Origin of the sequence: Methanobrevibacter arboriphilus JCM 13429 = DSM 1125 (assembly GCF_002072215.1) — an archaeon.
GTDB lineage: Archaea > Methanobacteriota > Methanobacteria > Methanobacteriales > Methanobacteriaceae > Methanobinarius > Methanobinarius arboriphilicus.
In genome coordinates this window covers 1-21,544 of record NZ_JXMW01000022.1, presented here as the reverse complement: position 1 = coordinate 21,544, position 21,544 = coordinate 1, and the positions used below count along the sequence as shown (strand labels likewise).

At 24.0% G+C, this 21,544-nt stretch carries 18 protein-coding genes; 5 read left to right on the top strand and 13 right to left on the bottom strand.

Annotated features, from left to right (window positions below; genetic code table 11):
- Positions 1–219: 219 nt before the first annotated feature.
- From MBBAR_RS08320 to nikR, 4 genes are all read right to left on the bottom strand, one after another.
- Complete coding sequence (locus MBBAR_RS08320) at positions 220–1,614, bottom strand: ATP-grasp domain-containing protein (RefSeq protein ID WP_080460900.1); 1,395 nt, start codon at positions 1,612–1,614, stop codon at positions 220–222.
- Positions 1,615–1,690: 76 nt separating this feature from the next.
- A complete protein-coding gene (gene hycI, locus MBBAR_RS08315) occupies positions 1,691–2,176 on the bottom strand; it encodes a hydrogenase maturation peptidase HycI (RefSeq protein WP_080460899.1) in 486 nt (161 codons plus the stop codon).
- 328 nt (positions 2,177–2,504) lie between these two features.
- On the bottom strand, positions 2,505–3,698 hold the full coding sequence (locus tag MBBAR_RS08310; RefSeq protein WP_080460898.1) for a methyltransferase domain-containing protein: 1,194 nt from the start codon (positions 3,696–3,698) through the stop codon (positions 2,505–2,507).
- A gap of 463 nt (positions 3,699–4,161) precedes the next feature.
- On the bottom strand, positions 4,162–4,599 hold the full coding sequence (gene nikR / locus MBBAR_RS08305) for a nickel-responsive transcriptional regulator NikR (protein WP_394334525.1): 438 nt from the start codon (positions 4,597–4,599) through the stop codon (positions 4,162–4,164).
- 951 nt (positions 4,600–5,550) lie between these two features.
- On the opposite strand from nikR, the gene MBBAR_RS08300 reads away from it, so the two are divergent.
- Positions 5,551–5,961 (top strand): CBS domain-containing protein, encoded by a 411-nt coding sequence (locus tag MBBAR_RS08300; RefSeq protein WP_080460896.1) that lies wholly within the window; start codon positions 5,551–5,553, stop codon positions 5,959–5,961.
- A gap of 48 nt (positions 5,962–6,009) precedes the next feature.
- A complete protein-coding gene (locus tag MBBAR_RS08295; protein ID WP_080460895.1) occupies positions 6,010–6,474 on the top strand; it encodes a hypothetical protein in 465 nt (154 codons plus the stop codon).
- A gap of 225 nt (positions 6,475–6,699) precedes the next feature.
- Here MBBAR_RS08295 and pheS read toward each other — a convergent pair whose 3' ends face one another.
- The 7 genes from pheS to MBBAR_RS08260 form a co-directional block, all read right to left on the bottom strand.
- Positions 6,700–8,253 (bottom strand): phenylalanine--tRNA ligase subunit alpha, encoded by a 1,554-nt coding sequence (gene pheS, locus MBBAR_RS08290; protein WP_080460894.1) that lies wholly within the window; start codon positions 8,251–8,253, stop codon positions 6,700–6,702.
- A 580-nt stretch (positions 8,254–8,833) separates the two neighbouring features.
- Positions 8,834–9,835 (bottom strand): alpha/beta fold hydrolase, encoded by a 1,002-nt coding sequence (locus MBBAR_RS08285; RefSeq protein WP_080460893.1) that lies wholly within the window; start codon positions 9,833–9,835, stop codon positions 8,834–8,836.
- 181 nt (positions 9,836–10,016) lie between these two features.
- Entirely contained in the window at positions 10,017–10,925 is a 909-nt protein-coding gene (locus tag MBBAR_RS08280) for a triphosphoribosyl-dephospho-CoA synthase (RefSeq protein WP_080460906.1), read from the bottom strand.
- Positions 10,926–11,054: 129 nt separating this feature from the next.
- Entirely contained in the window at positions 11,055–12,089 is a 1,035-nt protein-coding gene (hemB, locus tag MBBAR_RS08275) for a porphobilinogen synthase (protein ID WP_080460892.1), read from the bottom strand.
- Between the two features lie 57 nt (positions 12,090–12,146).
- The gene (locus tag MBBAR_RS08270) at positions 12,147–12,887 is read right to left on the bottom strand and encodes an endonuclease III domain-containing protein (protein ID WP_080460891.1); all 741 of its coding nucleotides are present in this window, start codon (positions 12,885–12,887) and stop codon (positions 12,147–12,149) included.
- Between the two features lie 292 nt (positions 12,888–13,179).
- On the bottom strand, positions 13,180–13,566 hold the full coding sequence (locus tag MBBAR_RS08265; RefSeq protein WP_143746177.1) for a type II toxin-antitoxin system VapC family toxin: 387 nt from the start codon (positions 13,564–13,566) through the stop codon (positions 13,180–13,182).
- An 11-nt stretch (positions 13,567–13,577) separates the two neighbouring features.
- Positions 13,578–13,817, bottom strand: a complete 240-nt coding sequence (locus MBBAR_RS08260; protein WP_080460889.1) for an AbrB/MazE/SpoVT family DNA-binding domain-containing protein — start codon at positions 13,815–13,817, stop codon at positions 13,578–13,580.
- A gap of 665 nt (positions 13,818–14,482) precedes the next feature.
- Between MBBAR_RS08260 and MBBAR_RS08250 the strand changes: the two genes are divergently transcribed.
- Complete coding sequence (locus tag MBBAR_RS08250) at positions 14,483–15,286, top strand: MBL fold metallo-hydrolase (protein ID WP_080460887.1); 804 nt, start codon at positions 14,483–14,485, stop codon at positions 15,284–15,286.
- Between the two features lie 216 nt (positions 15,287–15,502).
- Here MBBAR_RS08250 and MBBAR_RS08245 read toward each other — a convergent pair whose 3' ends face one another.
- Positions 15,503–17,035: an MBL fold metallo-hydrolase gene (locus MBBAR_RS08245; protein WP_080460886.1), complete on the bottom strand. Its 1,533-nt coding sequence runs from the start codon at positions 17,033–17,035 to the stop codon at positions 15,503–15,505.
- Positions 17,036–17,355: 320 nt separating this feature from the next.
- On the opposite strand from MBBAR_RS08245, the gene aroC reads away from it, so the two are divergent.
- Positions 17,356–18,486 carry a chorismate synthase gene (gene aroC / locus MBBAR_RS08240; RefSeq protein WP_080460885.1) on the top strand — a complete coding sequence of 377 codons (1,131 nt, stop codon included), beginning with the start codon at positions 17,356–17,358 and terminating at the stop codon, positions 18,484–18,486.
- A 276-nt stretch (positions 18,487–18,762) separates the two neighbouring features.
- The gene (locus MBBAR_RS08235; RefSeq protein ID WP_080460884.1) at positions 18,763–19,320 is read left to right on the top strand and encodes a hypothetical protein; all 558 of its coding nucleotides are present in this window, start codon (positions 18,763–18,765) and stop codon (positions 19,318–19,320) included.
- A 577-nt stretch (positions 19,321–19,897) separates the two neighbouring features.
- Here the strand turns inward: MBBAR_RS08235 and MBBAR_RS10335 are convergent.
- Positions 19,898–21,544 (bottom strand): hypothetical protein (locus MBBAR_RS10335; protein WP_158082563.1); only part of this gene is annotated, 1,647 nt, incomplete at its 5' end.

The window sequence follows — 21,544 nt, the reverse complement described above, 5'->3', positions numbered from 1 at the left end:
AAAAATCATGATATAAAAAATTCAGTATAATTTACTAAATAATTTACTATTATCCCTCTATAAAATCATAAATATTAATAGTTTAATCAAAGATATATTTAAACTTAGTTATAGATTCAAGATATTTATTCAAATTAATGATTATAATCAAATTTTAGGGATTATAAATATTAATAATAAGTAATAAAAAATAGAAGTATGTTTATTTAAATAATATAACTATAATTCATCTAAACAAAACTCATAAAACCTTTTTCCAATGAGTTTTTTAGCTAATTTTTTAGCTTCTGCTTTTGATTCTGCACTAATAGTTAAACGCTCATAATTAGAAGGACCATGAAGAACCCATGAATTTTTATTAAATTTTTTAAGAGACTTATTTGATTTTTTACCATTAAACTGATTATCATTAAATTCTTTACCATTAACTTGTTTACCAATAGCTTGATTATCATTAACTTGTTTAACATTAAACTCTTTAGAATTAACTTGTTTATCACTAACTTGTTTATCATCAAAATTACCAATAGGAATTTCCAAAGCAAAATAATCTTTCATTTCTTCATTAAGAGAATTAATATTAAAATCTCCAGAAACCATGTCAATTAATTTAGTCAAAGGATAAATATTAGTTGCAGCTGCAGTTAAATATCTAGTACCACTTGGACGAGTATTAATTTCTAAAGCATACAACACTTTATCATGTTTAGAAAATATAAAATCAATATCAATAGTTCCTTCAGCTTTAAGCTCTTTAGCTATTAAATATGCAACTTTCTTTACATATTCATTATTTAAACCCTGAACATCTGCAGGAGCACACCTAACTTTATTTAAAGGATGTAAGCCATTAAGAGATGTTTCTCCTTTATAAACAGGAACAAGAGGCATATAGCTATTATTAAAACATAAAACCTCAATAGATATTTCACTACCTTCAATAAATTCTTCACAAAGTGCTTCATTAAACTCATAAAAATAATCTTTTGCTTCATCAATATTTTGAATTATAGATATATCTCGTCCACCTTGACCACTTCTTTGCTTAAAAACAACTGGAAAATCTAAATTATAATTTTTTAAATTATAATTCTCTAAAATATTATTTTCTAAATTATTATTTTCTGAAATATTATTTTCTGAAATATTATTTTTTGAATTGTTTAAAGAATTTTTAGAAGATATCATTGAAGATTCAAAGGAACTAATAAATTCCTCAAAATTATAAGAATTTAATATTTGAAATTTAGAAGTGTTAATATTATTTTTAATAAAAAATTTTTTTGTTTCTATCTTATCAGAGCTAATTGAAATAGTACGAGCATTAGAAGCTATAAAAGGGATTTTTAATTCATTTTCTACCTTTTCTTTAGCTAAAGCAACATCCATCAAAGGATCATCAATCCCAATAAGAGAAATAATTCCATCAACATTCTCTTCTTTAGCTATCCTAATAGGTTCATCCATACCTCTTGGAACAATAAAATATTTATTAGCACAATCTAAGTTAGAAGCATTAGAATTTGATTCAGTTAAAATACTTTCAATGTTTTTTTCTTTTAAATAGAAATCAACATCATCAAATAATCTTGCTCCAATAAATAAAACCTTCATAATACCACAATAAATAAAATCTTCATAATAATACAATAAATAAAAAATTCACTATAAAAACAATATAATAAATAAATTAATCAAACAATAATGATGAAAGTGTATCTATTACCTCATCAGCACTTTTTAAAACATTATAAGATATTTCATCTCCTAAATTCATACTTACTGGTTCAATACCTATTAAAAGAAAATCAAAATCAATATCAGCTTCCAAATATTTAATCAAATAAGATAAAGACATTGAATGAGTTGAAGCATTAATAGTAGGTAATTCATCTTTTACAATAGTCTTTACACTACTAGGATTAGTTCCCATTAAAGCAGCATCAATTATCAATAGATGGCTAGGATTCTCATTTTTTATTAATCCTGTAAAATTTTCAGGAGCAGAACCTCCATCAATAAATATCATATTTCTATTAAATTTTTTATTAGAATTGTTTGTATTTGAATTATTAGAAGAATTAAAATCCATAGACATGCTTTCAAGTTCTTTTATAACATAAGGACCTATTGAATCATCACCCCTTAATTCATTTCCAATGCCTAAAACAACCAACTTTTCACAGTTTACTAAAAAAGATTCTAGCTTTTCTTTTAATGAGATAATATCACCAAATATGATATACTTTGATACATTTTAATTATATCTTAGTTATTTTAATTATTCTAAAGTACTTTAATTATTTTGATACCTTTAATATATTATATTTTTATATATTTTAGAATTATTATTTTTAATATATTAATAATTTTCTTTTATGAAATATGATATAAATCTAATAAATATAGTCCTAAATAAGATTAAAACTAAATAGCCATTATAATGAAATATAAACTAATAAATTGTATAATTGGTTATTATATTGGTTAAACCATGTAAATAATTATATTATATCAGCTTCAATTGTTTCAACTCCTCCACCCATAACATATTTCAATCTAACCGATAATCTTAATTCATTTAAATTATCATTAATAAAAATAGTATTGTTGTTATTAACCCCATTAATATTATTAGTATTCCCATTAGTATTACTATTAATATTATTCTTATTATTAATATTACTATGAGTACTATTATTCTTATTATTAATCTTATTATTAATATTACTATTATTACTATTATTGCTATTATTCTTATTATTAATCTTATTATTAATATTACTATTATTACTATTATTCTTATTATTAGTATTGTTAGTATTAGTATTATTACTAAGATTATTCTTAGATATATTATAGCTAGAGGATAAAGGAATTAAAATAGGAGGATTTAGCATAGGAGTAGGACCACAAACAATATTCTCATTTATTATAGTAAAAGTTGTTATTTTAATACCATTAAATTTAAAATTATTAAAATTATTAAAGCTATTAGAGTCACTAGAGTCACTAAAATTATTGTCAAACTCATTAATCGATATATTAGTTGTATCCTTAACCTTATCAAGTTTAAAATTAATAATTGTTTCAAATTCAGGTATAATCTCATCTAAAAAATCAATGCAAGAAAATATAACATGGTCTCCTAAAATTTGATAATCAGGCTTTTTGCCATGAAAATCTTCGTCTTCATAATGTGTATAACTGTTCTCCATATAAACAGGTTCAGCAATATTAATAATCCCCTGAGGAATAATTTTTCCATTACTTTTAAGATATTTACGAACATTATTTAAAACTGGAACTTCTTCTTCATCAATTAAAGCAGTATCTAACATTTCACAAATTATTAAATCTGCAGACTCTGTAAATTCAAATGAAGATGCATCAGCAGCTATAAAATTAACATTATCAATATTGTTTTCTTTAAAAATTTTTTTAGCACATTGAATAGACTTATCATCATTATCTATAGCTAAGACCCTTTTAGAATATTTTGAAGCAAAATAAGAAAGAACACCAGAACCACAACCCAGATCAAATACAGTAGAAATTTTTTTATTATTGTCTTGAGTTTTATTATTTTCATTATTAGAAATGGATTTATAGTAATCATTAATCCCTTCATAAAAAACTGACAATCTATCAATATCCTTAATTAGATTAGAATGATAAGGAGTTGCATAAAATTTCATGTAATTAATGTATAATTACTAACTAATATAATTTAATAATAAATCTAGAATTATATAATTAAAATTAACTAATTAAAATTAAATAATCTAAATAAGCAAAATTAAAAAATAGTAAAATTAAAAATAAATAAAAAATAGCATAAATAAAAATAAATAATCAAAAAATAGTAAAATTAAAAATAAATAAAAAATAGCATAAATAAAAATAAATAATTAAAAAATAGTAAAATTAAAAATAAATAAAAAATAGCATAAATAAAAATAAATAATTAAAAAATAGTAAAATTAAAAATAAATAAAAAATAGCATAAATAAAAATAAATAATTAAAAAATAGTAAAATTAAAAATAAATAAAAAATAGCATAAATAAAAATAAATAATTAAAAAATAGTATGATTAAAAATAAATATTAAAAATAAAATTAAATAAAAAATAAAAATTAAATAAAAAAAATATAGTTAATCAGTCAGGATCGAAAGATTCACCATTAGCTGTACTAGTGAGCTTTACATGATCGACTCCTTTAAGTCTCATCATTTTTTCTGTTAACTCCCTAATACTATTAACATCTCCATTAACAACAATAACTTCTATACAATACTTAGAAGTCATGTGTATATGCATACTAGTGTTAATTTCATCCCTATAATCATGCTGGATTTCAGCTAAGCTTTCCATAACTCCAGTGTAATAATGATCATATATAACAGTAATAACACCAATTCTGTTTCCTTCCATTTCATTCATCCATTGGTATCTTACTATATAATCCTTTAAAGCATCTCGAATACCTTTTGAACGAGATTGGTAACCTCTGTCTTTTAAGACTTCATCAAAATCGGCGAGTAATTTTTTTGGTAAAGACATACTTATTCTCATCATTTTTAAAACCTTCCTCATATTTCATCATTTACATATAAGTATATTATAAAACCTATATATAAATATAATATATACTATATATATTTTTATATATTTATAAGTACCCTAAATAAAATTATAGATAAATAAATATAATTTTATAATAGTAAACATTTATTATTTTTAATATAACCTAGTTTATATTTTACCATAAGAACCTAAAAAAATAAAAACAACGAATAGTTCTAGATAGGATAAATATATTGAAACTCTCATTTATTATATTTAAAAACTTTAAATGAAACAGTCTTAAATAAAACATTCTAAATAATATAATTATATCTAAATATATTAATTTATTTAAAATATATTTAAAACATCTTAAAAAGGATACTAAATATCAAATATTTCACGAAAAAATATTTAGTCAAAGTACTCAATAATACTATTTAAAGTAATTTTGAATAAATTTATTGTAATATATCAAAATTAAATCAATTTATATATACTATTTTTTATAGATAATTTAGTAGAAATTTATTATTTTTAGATTTATTTCTATTAGTACCCTATATTATAGTAGTACTTTATAATATATAAATATTATTAAAATTATTATCTACTATAAATATATTTCTAATCTAACATAAATTTTTCTAAAAGTAAAAAATAAATTAACATAGAATAATTAACAATAGAAACAATAATATATATTCATTAACAAATTAAAAGTAAATAATAAAATATTTTTCAATTCTAATGATAAATACAAACAAAATTAAAATAACAATCTGAAAATACTATAAAAAAATAAAGATAAATATTATTATTAATATATAAAATCTAATAAAATAGTATTAATAATCAGTGAAATAGTATAAATTTGTTATACAAAATTTAGTATAATTAATAAAAAATTAAATATATTATAAAAAATTAGATATAGCATAAATAATATAATTATAATTAAGAGAATAAAAAAGGTAGAGCATGAAAATTAAAGATGTAATGAACCAAGAAGTAATATCAGTGAACGAACAAACAAGCCCAATTGAAGCTTTTGAAAAAATGTATAAAAATGGAGTTAGAAGACTTTTCGTTATAGATGATAATGGAACTCCCAAAGGTGTTGTTTCTTATAGTGACTTAATAGGAGTTTTAAACAAATTAAGTGATTTAAATAAAGAAAATAATCAGGAAAAAATTAAAAACATAATGACAACTAATATTATGACTGTAAATTCTGAAGAAAATATAAAAAATGCAGCTAACTTAATGTTAAGGGCAGATGTATCTGGACTCCTTGTAATAAAAGCTAAAAAACCAGTGGGCGTTATTACAAAAACAGATATATGCAGGTTAGTAGCTGCAAATTTACTTATTCCAAAAAATGATGATTAAAAAGAAATTTGAACTTAAATACAAGGAAAATAAATAAGGAAAGTATATATGATAACAATAACAAAAAAAGAAGAAATTGTATTTAATCAAATCAAAATATTCCATTTAGAATATGATGAGGGAATACCTGAAAATCTAATAAAAATGGAACTCGGAATATACGAACACGAATTAAGAGAAATTTTAAAAGAATTAGATAATAAAAATCTTATAGAATACAAAGAAAAGAAAATAAAGTTAGCAGATTTTGATAAGAGTATAAATGCAGTAGATTCTAGACAAGAAGTAATTAAAGCAGATTTAGATGTTAAAGAACAAAAATCTCTTGAAGTCATAGAAAAATTAGCTGATCAAGATAGAACAATCTCTAAATATATTTTAGAGGGTAATTTACTATATGGTGACCTAAAGTTAAGTAACTTCAGAATGTATCATATAATATTATCTCTTGAAAACAAAGGCATAATAAAACCAATAACCAAATCAGACGGAGAATATTATTTATTAATATGAGTAATATTTTCTATAATCATCAGATAAAATAATAAATAAAATAAGAATGTTAATAAAGAAGATAAGAATTTTAATAAAATAAAAATTTTAAATTAATATTTTAGAAATTATTTATTTTAAAAGCTATTTATTTTAGAAGTTATTTGAATATTATCTAAAACATCTTTAACTTAATCTTTATCTTTAATTTTAACTTATTTTCATCTTCCAATCTAATTTTATCCCTTAATCTAATTTTATCCCATTATCAACTGGAATTTCTCTTAACCATTTAATATCACTCTTATAAAGCATTCTAATATCACTTATATCATATCTGATCATAGCTAATCTCTCAATTCCAAGTCCAAATGCAAGTACAGGGACATCAATACCTAATGGCTCTAAAACTTCTGGTCTGAACATTCCAGAACCTCCAAGTTCTATCCAACTTTCTTTTTCTTCAAGATAAACTTCACATTCAGTTGATAAATATGTATATGGGAAATAAGCAGGTCTAAATCTAACTTCGAAACCTAATTTTTTATAAAATTCTTTTAAAGTTCCAAGTAGATTTTGATAGCTAATTCCATCTGCAGCAACAATACCTTCAACTTGATGAAACTCAGGTAAATGTTTATAAGTAATTGTTTCTCTTCTAAATACCCTTCCAACCGAAAACATTTTTAATGGAGGTTTATTTTCTTCTAAAAACCTTGTTGATATTCCAGTTGTATGAGTCCTTAAAACTGACTGTTCTGCAACTTCTTTATCCCAATTATAATTCCATCCTTCAGAACCAGTATTTCCACCAGTTTCATGAGTTTTAGCTACAGAATCAACTAAAACATCATCAGGAAGATTACAGCTAATAGGGTTTTTAACATAAAAAGTATCCTGCATCTCACGAGCAGCATGATCTTGAGGTTGGAATAAAGAATCAAAATTCCAAAAAGCAGATTCCAAAATACATCCATTAGATTCAGAAAAACCAAGATTTAGGAATATTTCACGAATTTCCTCAATAATCCTTCTAAGAGGATGACCTTTACCAGGAAAAACTTCAGGATATTCAGCATTAATATCATAAGGACGATATTTTAAGTTTTTCCATTCCCCAGTTTTAATTTGCTCCGATGTTAATTGAGTAGCTTCCTCTTGAATAATTATTCCTCTAGTTAATATTTTTAAACCTTTTTCAAGAATTTTAAAACTGTGTTCTGTTTGTTTTTCCACTTCAATTAGATTTTTCCTATCATTTAGCTGTTTTAATCCTTCAAGTAAATCTTCATCAAAATCAGAGATAGAGACTGCTGAATCAATACACTCCAATAAGTATTCCAATAAAAGTTCATCATTGCCTTTTTTATCCTTAAACCCAGTACCAAAATCGGTTAATTTAACTGTACCTTTATTAATCTTAGCCCATTTTTTACGAACTAGCCATCCAATAACAATTTTTATCTCATAATTTTCAATACCAGTAGATTTAGCTAAATCTTTCATAGATAGCTCTTTTTCATCTATTAAAACATTTAAAACTCTTCTTTCTGGAAGACCAATTTCAGCGTATTTTTTGCCAACATTCGTCAATTTAATAGACTCAGTTACAGATTTTTCTACTTCAATAATATCTTTTGAAGCAAGTGAACCAGCTGCACTCATAACTGATTTAATATCCATAGAATTGATTTTAGCTATTTCTTCAGGAGTATAATTCTCATTTTCTTTAAGAGACTTCAATAGCTTTTTTTCGTATATATGTAGTTCATCAATAATCTTAGTAATGTCTTCACACATCTAAACACCTAAAAAAATATAAAAAGAATAATAAAATTAATCATAATTATTATTGTAGTGATTATAATTATTATTATAATAATTGCAATTATTATTGTAATGATTCTAACTATTATTATAGTAATTATAACTATTATTGTAATGATTCTAATTATTATTGTAATATATTATTGTAATGATTCTAGCTATTATTATAGTAATTATAACTATTATTGTAATGATTCTAATTATTATTGTAATATATTATTGTAATGATTCTAGCTATTATTAAAGTAATTATAACTATTATTATAATGATTATAACTATTTAGATATTATAAGCATTTAATAGTTAAATATCTAGCTCTTATAAATATTCAGTAATTATAAATATTCATTGATTATGGGCATTATAGCTTATGATCATTATAATAATATTAATTTACTGATAATAATGAGTATTAATAAAATAACATAAATAATTATGTTTCTATTAGTATAAATATTAATTGTAATAAAAATATTTGATAAAGATAAAAATAATATTATAAAAAAATATTACAAAAAATATCACGAAAAAATTAAGACTTATTTAAAAAGATTAAAATTTATTTAAAAAGTTTTTCAGTTCATTTTCTATCTTAATTATTTCATTAACTCCAAGATGACCAAAAATAGAATCATATATAACTAATTTTGAGTTTTTAATCATTTTAGACATAGGAATTGCATCAAGACTCGGAGGAAATAGTTGATCTTGATTAATAGCTACAATCAGTGTTTTAGCTATTATCTTAGATAAATCTTTTTCAATATTATAATTAGAAGTAGCATCACCTCTTAAAATAACATCATTTCCATCATATCCTTTAAAATTGTCTTTAAGAGTATTTAACTCTTTATTTATCACATTAATATCATTATTCCTATAATATTCAACTGAAAACCCAAAAGGATAAAATAATTGATTAGCTATACCAATAGATTTTAAAGGTTCTTTATAATCACCATTATTATAATTAGAATCACTTTTAATTATCTGATTAATTAAAGAAAATAAAATATAATTGTTTCCTGAAATTTTATAGCTACTAACTAAAGATATAATAAAGTCCATATAAAATGGATACAAACTACCCCACATAAGAGCTTCAGAACCTCCCATAGAATTTCCAATAAGACCCTTTACATGTTTAATATTAAATTCAGACTCTAAAAATTCTTTTTGAAAATTAATCATATCATTTATATTATATCTTGGAAATTTACTTCCTAATCCAGAAATAGAAGGAGAAAATGAATTTGGAGAACCTAAAGCTGTAATAGATATTATGAAATATTTATTAGTATCTAAAACTTTTCCTTCACCAATAATTTCATGAATATGTTTAATTGAAAGACAATTTTCACCTAAACCATGAAAATATACAATAGCATTAATGATTTCATCGTTATCATTAGTAAGCTTATTTCCAATAGTTAAATACTCAACATTAAGATTATCTAAAACTTCTCCAGAAGAGAATTCAAAACTTTTTAAAGTTGAATACTTAGTATCTAAACTTTTTTCAAATTTAAGTAAATTTTCATTAATTCCAGCCATAAAAAACCTTCTGATAATAAAATACCATTTGACAATATATTTTGAAATAAAATACTTTTTGATAATATATTTTGAAATAAAATACTTTATGATAATAAAGTATCCTATTTTTGATAATAAAGTATCCTAACAATAATAACTTTTGATAATATATTTTAATAATAGAATTTCTAATAAAAAGCTAATAATAATCAGATAAAAGACTAACCATAATAGATGAAGCAGTTAAATCAGCAGTAGTTCCTGGATTTAATTTATTTTCAAATAAGTAATCATCAAAATCTTTAATTTTTTTATTAAATGTATTTAAATCCTCATCAATATCCAGTGAATCTAAAACTTCTTTAGCTAAACTAGACACTTCCAAGGCTTTTTCACCCCCATACTTTCTTGAAATTAAAGTATCGGGGACTTCAGATAAAATTGTTAAAAACGTAGTTATAGTGGCTAAATTAGTCGAATATTCTTTATTTAATTTTAAAAATGTTGGATAACCAATATCAAAAGTAACTGGCATTTTATTTGTTAATTCTTTAGCTAAACTATCCCAGGATGAAGAGATAGTTAAAACATCAAAAATATTTAAATTATTTTCAATAAGCTCTTTTGTAGCATCTTCACTTGTAACACTATACTCATCAGTATCACCCATTCCACCAGCGTCAGCTATTCCAATAGCTTCATAAAGAGCAACAGTATCAATAACAGTAGAATTAACAATAATATTATGAATATTTTCTCTTAATTCATCAATATTATTACTAATAGCTGCAGAAATAGCAATTGGAGTAAGTAACATTATAATGCCTAAATTAGTATTGTTAGATATCCATTTATCTGTTTCCTTAACAGCTTTAAGAATATATTTCCCAATATTTGCCTCTTTAAAAGATATAAAATTATTAATCTCACTTCCAAAAGATGCAGCTTCACGAATAGTATCTCCAATTACAATTCCACTAATAATAAAATCTTCAAAAACCATATCATGAAAATCACGAGTTCTATGGACATTACCAGGTTTTGGATACCCACTAACCTCAAGAACCGATGATATTTGAGCTATTTTAGCTATTAACTCAGGATTAATATTATTAATACTATTATCCATATTATTAAACTCCAATATTTATTGATCCCCTATTTTTAAACTCTTATCTTATTAAACTTTATATATTATAAAGCACTTATATTACTAAAAAACCATATAAAAAAAAGATTATAATTTATCTAAAACATAAGGAGCAAAATGAGTTAAAATCAAATCAGCCCCAGCTCTCTTTATAGAAAGTAAACTTTCAAAAATAGCATCTTCAGTTAAATAACCTGCTTCAATAGCTGCTTTAATCATAGAATATTCTCCACTTACATTATAAGCAGCTAATGGAAGATCAAACTCTTCCTTTAAAGATTTTATAATATCTAAATATGCTAAAGCAGGTTTAACCATTAAAATATCAGCACCTTCAATTAAATCAAGCTCACTTTCACGAATAGCTTCTTTAGAATTAGCTGGATCCATTTGATAAGATTTTCTATCTCCACAACCTGGACTAGAACACACTGCCTCTCTAAAAGGAGCATAAAATGAAGAAGCATATTTAGCAGAATATGACATGATAGGAGTATTTTCATGACCATTCTTATCAAGAATATCTCTTATAGCCATTACACGACCATCCATCATATCAGAAGGAGCCACAATATCTGCTCCAGCTTCAGCATGAGATAAAGCTACTTCAGCTAAATAATCTAAAGTTTCATCATTTAAAATTTCAAAAGAATCAGAAATATTATCAGCAATATCCTTATTAAGGCCATCAAAACCTTTATCAGCAAATTCACTAAAAATACCACAATGTCCATGAGAAGTATATTGACATAAACAAACATCACTGATAACAATAAGATTAGTTTCCTTTTTAAATTTTCTAATAGTTTTTTGAACAATTCCATCATCTGAAAATGCAGGAGATCCAATTTCATCTTTTGTTTCTTCTAAAGGCATTCCAAATATTATTATTGATTTTAATCCTTTTTTTTCCAATAATTTTCCAAATTCAACAGCATCATCAACAGAGTATCTAAATTCATCAGGCATTGTAGAGATAGGTTCTTTTTTACCATTTTCAAGCCCTTCTTTAACAAAAATAGGATAGATCAAATCTTCTTTATTAAGCTTTGTTTCTCTAAAAATATCTCGAATCTCAGGAGATTTTCGAAGCCTTCTCATTCTTGTAATTGGAAAATTCATTTTATTCACCTTAAATTAGCTAATAATAATAAGTAATAATAGTAAGTAGTAATAATATTATATTTTAAATTCATTAAGTATTTTATCATTTACACCATAAGGTTTTTTTGAATAATATCTTTTAGCATGTTCAACAATCAAAGCATGATATTCTTGAAACATATTAACATCCCCTGAAAAATTAGTTTCAAAAAAGTTCTTGATTGACATATAACTATCATTTTCTTTAATATATCCTAAATAAGTAAAAATTCTTTTTGTATAAGAATCGACTTTAAACTCTTTCTGTTTATGAGCAAAAAGAAGTATTGAATCGGCAGTTTCATTTCCAATACCTTTAACAGCTAAAAGATCTTTTCTTGAAGGAATTTCATCTTCCTTATCTAAATCCTCTTTTAAATCAATATAAAAGTTAGATATATTTTTAAGATATTCTGTTTTTTGATTAACAAATCCAACACATCTTATTGCATTTTTAAATGGTTCTTCATTATTATTTGCAAATTCTAAAATAGAAAGAGGATCAAAATCAACTAGTTTGTTTAAATTATTTAATGCCTGTTCTACTGAAGGCCATGTAGTATTTTGAGTAAGAATTGAGCCAATAATCACCTCAAACTTTTGATTACTATTTTTTGGAAAATCATAATCTTTAGGATGATAACCAGATATAGCTCCTGTTTTAGTAGGATTTACTCCATCATAATCAATAAATGGCCACCAACCTTGATAAGAATAAGTTTTGAGTAGTTTATCAAATATTAAATTCAAATTATTTTTATATTTACTGTTAATCATTGTTCCTATTTCTATTATTAATATTATTAGTATTATTCATTTTATTAATTATATTATATTATAATAATATTATTATCTACAATAATATTATTATCATGATAAATATAAGTTATTAAATAGTAAGAGTAAACTTCAATTTGCTCATTTTTAAAATTTTCACGATTTATTTCAGTAACAAAAATACCATACATTAATTTTTTTCAAATTTTATGAGATAAAAATTTAAAATACTATCAATTATTTTCTCTTTTCATGTTTTCTTCCATAAAATCATACATTAACAGATGAAAAATTAATTTACCCTTAATATTCCATCTACTTTGTCAAAATGGTCATCAAAGCTGTATATTTCACATATTCCTAAATCTTTCATTGCGATTATTGCTGTGCAGTCTGCTAATGATAAAGTTCCATCATATTTAATAAATTCTTTCATTGCTCTATTTAGAAAATCTGGAGCTTTATAAATACGGTAATTGTCTTCTATATATTGGAAAATGATTCTTCCAACTTTTCCACCTTTACATTTCCCAATCATATTTAATGATTCTAAAATCATTGCTTCTGTGATAACCTTTTCTTCCTTTTCAAGATCCTCCACTAATAGTAATGATTGATTATGCCATTGGTCTTTTTCCACCACCATGGCAATTATTAAACAAGAATCTACAAAAATCATAATATAACTTCCTATTCCCAATCTAAACCTTTACCAGACCTTTTTTTTATTTCAACAGAATTATAAGGTAATTCTTGTTTTATTAATCCAATAATGTCTTTTTCTGTTACTTTTTTGCGAAATTCTAATTCTACTTTTCCTTTTTCATTAATGGTCCATTCAACAATTGAATCTGGATCAACAGAAATTTTTTTTCTAATTTCAGATGGGATTACAGTTTGATATCTATTATATAATTTAGTTGTAATCATATTATCACCAATATATTTTTACAATATAATATTGTTTAATCTTAGATATATATTTTACCATAAAAAATTATTTGTCTGACAATAAATAATATAAGACAAAATAATTAATATGATTAAGTAATTATTATTTGGATTATTTAATTTTTCCCACAACCCCAAATATTTTATTGTACTATAAGTCCTAAGCCAAAGACTAATTATTTCAGATGGATTCCTTTCATTCCTATATTTAACAATGTCAGTTAGTGAAAAAAACTCTTCACCACATTTAAATATTAAAACTATCTCTGTATCCTGAACACTAACCTTTTTCTTTTATATCCATAAAACAAACCCTTAGAAAATTTTTAACAAAAATATTATTACTTATTATTAAGATATTATTATATATTATTAATTATATTTTATTAAGTAATAAAAACTTCGTTTTAAACTTATAAAAATACAGAAAATATAGATTTTCTTAATTAATTTTAATAAAATTTAATTAAAAATACATAAATATTTATATAAATAACAAAAAATAAGCAATTAATATAACAAGAAAAATAGTTGCTTAACAAATAGCTATTACTTAATTTAAACTTTAAAATATTCTATTTTAAAGTATTTTTTTCTAAAATATTTATCTCTAAAATATTAGTTTAATCAAAGGATGAGTCAATTTGAGCTTAAAATTATCTGTTTTGGCAAGTGGGTCTAGTGGAAATATCATTTACATTGAAAGTGATGGAACTTCAATATTAATAGATGCAGGCTTAAGTAAAAAACGGACTGAAATTCTTTTAAATAGAATTGGTAAGAATTTAAGAGATATTAAAGCTATTTTTATTTCTCATGAGCATGTAGACCATGTAAGAGGTATTGGAGTCATTAATCGTTGCTATGACACATTAATCTATGGAAATAAGGACACTTTAAGCTGTAATAAATTTAAAAAAACAACGGGTCTTATAAATCCAGATTCATTGAATTTTATAGAATCTGATGAAAGTATTATTTTAGGTGATTTAAAAATTACTGCATTTTCTACCAGTCATGACTCTATTAACTCTCAATTTTACATGATTGAGCATGAAGATAAAAAATTGGTATGTTTAACAGATATTGGTCATGTAGATTCTAAAACTTTATCAATAATTAAATGTGCAGATGTTTATTTAATTGAAAGTAATCATAATGTAGATTTACTTTTAAATGGAAACCGACCAGAATTTAATAAACAAAGAATCCTTAGTAAAGTTGGTCATTTATCTAATGAAGACTGTGGGAGTGTTTTATCTAATTGTATAGATGAAACTACACATAGTATTATATTATGCCATCTTAGTAATGATCACAACAATAAATCAATTGCACTTAAATCTGTTAAGAAGATTTTATCTGAAAATTGTAGTTTTTTTTCAAATTCTCTCAATATTATAGCTTTCACCCAAAAGGATGATCCTACTGATTTTATCAATGTTTAATAATTATTTGAATAATATAGATATTAGTAAAATAGATATTAGTAAATTTGTTAAGCTTAGTTAAATTATTTAAGTTATTAAAATTAGTTAGTAAAATTAGGTAAGTTAGATTAATCTATGTAAGCTAGTTAAGCTACTTAATTTACTTAAGTTAGTTAAGTTAATTAATTAGTTAAGTTGGTTAAGTTGGTTAAATTAGCTAATAGCTAAAATAACCTAAAAACTAAGATTAGGATGTATAACATCTATACCATCATCTTTTAAGATATCAAAAGATTCAATATTCTCGGTATGAATAGGATATAGTTTTTCAGGATTTATTTCACGAATCAAAGCTAATATCTCATCCCCACTCCCATGACCAGAAACATGCATGTGATGAATAGGAAGAAGATTAAAGTGATTTAACCAATTTTCAACTCGCTTAAAATCAATTTCCATCTCTTCATTAAAAGGTTCAGTAGCTGAATGAATATACAACCCATTTTCTGGTTTAATATCAATCAATTGATTAAGTTCAAAGAAATCACATCTAAAAATATATTTTTGAGGCTCTTCTTGTAAATCGGTGTAATTAATTACATTATCTCCTTCTAAAAACTCTCTTTCCCAAATATCATAATCACTTTTAAGCTCCAAATCACAAGAATCTAAAGTTTTCCAATCACCATCATAACAAACATAATGTTCACCAGAGATTAAACCTTGCTTTTTACGAGGAAAATAAACAACAATGTTAGAATCACTTAATTTAGGATATTTATCGTTTTCAATACTCTTTTCATCTTCCAATAGCTTCAACATATAAGCTTGTTTAGAATTAATAGCTAAAATCCTATCAGTATATTTTGCAACATTATAAAAAGTGATAAGTCTATCTAAATCCCTAATAGGATAATTAACAAAGATTAATCCATTATAATCTTTAATTAAATTAACAGCTTTTGTTTCAATATCTTCCTCATTTCCTTTACCATTCTCGTTAATTCTTGTTCCCTCACAAAGCATTATAGTAGGATTGAATTTATAAGATTCAGTAACAAATTTATCACTAAAACTTTTATTTCTACCATGAAAACGAATATCACCACTATAAACAATAGCTTCATCATCATTCTCTAAAAAATAAGCAGAAGAACCAGGAAGAGAATGATCAACAGGAATAGAAGTTACTTTAAAGCCATTAATATCAAAAGGAGAGTAAGGATCAATGCTTACTATATTTCTTTCAACCTTTGCTTCCTTACCAGTCAGTTTTTTATAACCTTCCCCTCTCTTTTTAGGAACATAATGAAAACTCTTCTTAAGATTCATAATCTCTCCAAATGAGGATTTACCAGTTTCTTCTAAAACTGAAAGGATAATTTCAGATTCTTTTCTCATAAAAATCGGAATATCACCACGGAGGTGATGGATATAAGCACAATGATCCATGTGTGCATGAGATAATAAAACACCATCAACAGAGGGTTCTTTAGAGCTTTCTAATCCACAATGTTTCAAATAGTCTTCTCTATAAATTCCCTTAATTTTAGGAAGCAAGCCCAATTCAACAAAATCCATAATTCCATTAAGTTTTCTAGGTTGTAAAAATTCTGAAAAATAATCTCCAGCTTTTGAAAAGCTCATACCAAAGTCTAAAAATAGAGAAGAAATATTTTTATTGTCTGAATTGGAAGAATCTTTATTATCAACAAGGATTTTATTCCCACCAATTTCATTTACTCCACCATAAAACTTTAATGACATATAAACACCACATATTAATTATTAAAAATATAGATTAAATTTTATATAATAAAATATAGTTATAGAAACATTATTAAGCTAAATATTAATTAAATATTAGGTAGTTATAGTATAAATAATATAATAATATAATCACAACAAATAACAAGATAATTACAACAATTAAATTTAATTAGCTATAAAAACAAATCTATAATAAATTATATATAATTAGATTAACATTTATCTAAGATTAATATTATTAAGATTAACATGTTTAAGTTTATTATTAAAGTTAATTTTATAGGTATACTATTAAAATATCAAATAAGAGGAATTTTATGACAAACACTACTGGAAAGATATTTTCTATAACAAGCTTTGGATCTAGCCATGGAAAAGCAATTGGAGCAGTTATTGATGGATGTCCAGCTAATCTAGAACTAAGTGAAAAAAATATACAAAAAGAACTTGATAGAAGAAGACCTGGAACAAGCTCCATTACAAGTCCTAGAAAAGAAAAAGATAAAATTCAAATATTATCAGGAATATTTGAAGGGAAAACTGATGGAACACCAATAACAGGAGTTGTATTTAATGAAGATAAACGTTCAAAAGATTATAGCTATCTTAAAAACACCCCTAGACCAGGTCATGGAGATTACACTTGGATTGAAAAATATGGAAACTATGATTATAATGGTGGAGGTCGTGGAAGTGGTAGAGTCACGATTGGTCATGTTATAGGAGGAGCTATAGCTAAAAAACTATTAGAACAATTTGGAATTAAAGTCATATCTCATGTTGTTCAAGTTGGAGATATAAAAGCTAAAACCGTTAATATGAATTTAATTGAAGAAAAAGCAAGCGAAAATCCTGTTCATTGTGCTGATCCAAATGCAGCTAAAGAAATGGAAGAATTAATATTAGAATATAAAAATAAAGGAGATTCAATTGGAGGAATTGTTGAAACAATAGCTATTAATGTTCCAGCAGGTCTTGGAGAGCCTATCTTTGGAAAATTAGATGGCGAATTAGCTAAAGCACTTATGGAAATTGGGTCTGTTAAAGGAGTTGAGATTGGTTTTGGATTTGATGTAGCTAATTCCACTGCTTCACAAATAAATGATGAATATTATATAAAAGATAATAATAGTGATAATAATATTAATAATATCAATATTGGAACTACTACCAACACTTCTGGAGGAATATTAGGTGGAATAAGTAATGGAATGCCAATTGTTACAAGGATAGCTGTTAAACCAACTCCTTCAATATCCATGTTACAAAATACAATTGATTTAAAAAATTGTGAAGAAACAAAAATTGAGATCAAAGGAAGGCATGATCCTTGTATATGTCCAAGAGTAACAGTTGTTAGTGAATCAGCTGTAGCTATTGTTTTAGCTGATCAAATGATAAGATCTGGCTTTATAAATCCTTCTAATTTAAGTCAAAATATAGATTAACAGCAAAATAATAGTAAAAATAAAAAATAATAAGAAAATAAGGAAAAAATAATAGGAAAAATAATAAGAAAAATAATGAAAATAAAAAATAATAATAAAATAATAATAAAATATATATTAAAATAAAAATCATTATATTAGAATAAATTAAATAAGCTTAAAATAAATAAAATAATCTTAAGATGAATTAAATAAGTTTAAGATGAATTAAGCTTTAAGATGAGTTAAATAAACTTAAAATAAGTTAAATAGACTTAAAAAATCAAAGGAATAAGAATGGTAATTGAAAAAATAAAAAAAACTATGGAAATGATGGATGGCGTTTTAAAAATAGAAAGGTTATCAAACGAAGATATAAAAGAAATAATAGATATTGAATCTAATCATGATAATGAACTAATACCTGTTATTAATGAAGGAGTAAAAGAGTGTTTTAGAAGAGATTTTTCTCTAGTTCTTTTTAAAAATAGCCATTTTAGAAATCCAACAAATCCAACACTAATCCTTACAACCGAAGATGGTAGAATCTTAGGTCATGATATATTTTCAAAGAAAGAAAAGGAAGAACTTAAAAATAATAAAGATGCTTATTTTTTAAGTGATGATTTTGTAATATATAAAGAAAATATTGAAAGTAAAGATTTTAATCCAAAAAAGCAATATTTCATTTTACCTCCAGTAGAATTTTCTGAATTAGATAACATTGAAATGATTGATAATGTTATATCTTCAAGTCCATCTGCACAAAGTGATTTTTATCTTAAAAAGAAGTATAATTTACCTGAAGATCCTAAAATTGCATCAATAATTGTTAGCTTTTCTTTAAAAAAATAATTTTCTTAAAAATAATTTTAATAAAATTAACTATAAAAATTAACAAAAATCGGCTTTGTAGAAATCCTAATTTTTTATATTTGAAGTTTCATTTTTTTTTTGAAAAATTTACTCTTTAATTTTCAAATAAACTATCCTTTTTTTTCTTTAAATTTTTATATTTTAGTTTATATTTAGTTATTTTGAAATTTAAGGATTAAAAAGATATAAATATTAATAATGAGAATATATATTATTATAAAACACAAAAATACATACTCTCCGTTTAATGATTTAATTTCAAGACAATTAAATCTTTTCGGATTTTAACTTTGAAAAGCCTGAAAAATTATATTAAAAAATTTAAAAATCAATGCATCACTGATTTAAATGAAAATAAACTTATAAATTTCATTATTTATACTTATAATTAATGCTAAAATCTGTTTAAAAAAGATCAACACAAATAAGCTAAAAAAAAGGATTTCTACAAAGCCAAAAATAATATAAAAAAAAAATAATAAAAATTAAAATATAAATAATAAAAATAAATATGGAGGAAAAAATAAAATAAGCCCTCCTAAAAAAAAATGTTTAATTATTGTTTTCTTCTTAAGCTGATTCCAAATATACTTATCAATACTAGTATAATAGCTATTATTGTTATTCCTGTTTTTTTCATAGTAGCTATTGCTACTGGATTATCGCTTGTTTTATTGCCATTACCATTAGTATTATTAGTTTTATTAGTATTGTTAGTATTATTAGTGTTGTTGGTGTTATTGTTGTTTTTGGTTTCAAATTCAGCAAATGCTAAATTACTAAAGTAATTTTCATTATCTGATAAAGCTGTAATCTTATGTTTACCAGGTGTAAGTTTAGAATTGGGTATATGGAATATTCCAACTCCATCAGAATCTGTTATCATAGATCCTATGTATTTACCATCTAATTCAACATCAACTTTATAATCTGGTATGGTATCACCATCTTCATCAACTACTTTAACAATCAAATCAACAGAACCATCCTTATTCTCATTAACAGTAACATTAACAAAGCTTTCACCTTTTTTAACATCAAAACTAGTGCTGTTAGTAAAACCTAAATATTTAATATCACCATTGAAATTAAGTACAACTGTAGTTTTTCCAGTGCTTTTGGGTTTATAAGTTAAATACCAGTAACCATTGGAATTAGTTTTCACTAAATGTTTTTTACCATCAATAGTAATTTCTAATTCACTATCAGCTATTGTATTACCTTCCTCATCGAGAAGAACACCAATTATAACAGTAGTTTTCCCTACTCTAAAATCACCTGAAATATCAATACTAGAATATGTAGCTAACTTAACAGTAAAGTTAGTATTATTGGTAAAACTAGTGTAATTATCATTACCTTCCCAAGTAACATTAATAGTAAATTCACCAGCATGAGTTGGAGTGTAATTAATATTCCAACTACCATTTTCAGCAGTTGTTACATTAAAGTTTTCACCATCAATAATAACAGTAATAGTAATATTAGCTATTGGATTACAATTTTGATCAGCTAAAACACCATCAATTATTATAGAATCTTCAACCTTAATATTACTAGGAATATTAATAGAAGAATTAACACCATTCTTAGCCACTAAAAAGCTAGTCACATTAGTAAAACTAGTATAATTCTCATTACCAACATAATTAACATTAACAATTATGTTTCCTGTGCGATTAGTTGTGTAATTAAGACTCCAACCACCAGTAGAATTAATAATAACATCATCATAAACATTACCATCAACACTAACACTTAAAATGTCAGAGCCATTACCAACATAACCAACAAACTGACCAGAAATAGTAACATTCTCGCCAATATTAACACTAGAAGGAACAACAATGAGAGTAGAATTAGTACTATTCCTTTCAACTTCAAAAGTAGTACTATTACTAAAAGCAGTATAATTATCATTACCACTAAAACTAACAATTATTGTTATATTGCTTGTCTTGTTAGTTGTGTAATTAAAATTCCAACCACCAGTACCATTAACATGGATGTCTGTGTAAAGATTACCATCAACAGTAACATTAACACCAACTGTACCAGTAAAATTATCCAACTGACCAGAAATAGTAACATTCTCACCAATATTAACACTAGAAGGAACAACAATGAGAGTAGAATTAGTACTATTCTTAACAACTTCAAAAGTAGTACTATTACTAAAAGCAGTATAATTATCATTACCACT

Coding starts and splice junctions, on each gene's coding strand:
- MBBAR_RS08310 (WP_080460898.1), bottom strand. CDS start 3,698: ATGAAATTTTATGCAACTCCTTATCATTCTAATCTAATTAAGGATATT.
- MBBAR_RS08235 (WP_080460884.1), top strand. CDS start 18,763: ATGGTAATTGAAAAAATAAAAAAAACTATGGAAATGATGGATGGCGTT.
- hemB (WP_080460892.1), bottom strand. CDS start 12,089: ATGAATTTTCCAATTACAAGAATGAGAAGGCTTCGAAAATCTCCTGAG.
- aroC (WP_080460885.1), top strand. CDS start 17,356: ATGACAAACACTACTGGAAAGATATTTTCTATAACAAGCTTTGGATCT.
- MBBAR_RS08245 (WP_080460886.1), bottom strand. CDS start 17,035: ATGTCATTAAAGTTTTATGGTGGAGTAAATGAAATTGGTGGGAATAAA.
- MBBAR_RS08285 (WP_080460893.1), bottom strand. CDS start 9,835: ATGGCTGGAATTAATGAAAATTTACTTAAATTTGAAAAAAGTTTAGAT.
- pheS (WP_080460894.1), bottom strand. CDS start 8,253: ATGTGTGAAGACATTACTAAGATTATTGATGAACTACATATATACGAA.
- MBBAR_RS08295 (WP_080460895.1), top strand. CDS start 6,010: ATGATAACAATAACAAAAAAAGAAGAAATTGTATTTAATCAAATCAAA.
- MBBAR_RS08300 (WP_080460896.1), top strand. CDS start 5,551: ATGAAAATTAAAGATGTAATGAACCAAGAAGTAATATCAGTGAACGAA.
- MBBAR_RS08265 (WP_143746177.1), bottom strand. CDS start 13,566: ATGATTTTTGTAGATTCTTGTTTAATAATTGCCATGGTGGTGGAAAAA.
- nikR (WP_394334525.1), bottom strand. CDS start 4,599: ATGAGGAAGGTTTTAAAAATGATGAGAATAAGTATGTCTTTACCAAAA.
- MBBAR_RS08260 (WP_080460889.1), bottom strand. CDS start 13,817: ATGATTACAACTAAATTATATAATAGATATCAAACTGTAATCCCATCT.
- MBBAR_RS08270 (WP_080460891.1), bottom strand. CDS start 12,887: ATGATTAACAGTAAATATAAAAATAATTTGAATTTAATATTTGATAAA.
- MBBAR_RS08320 (WP_080460900.1), bottom strand. CDS start 1,614: ATGAAGGTTTTATTTATTGGAGCAAGATTATTTGATGATGTTGATTTC.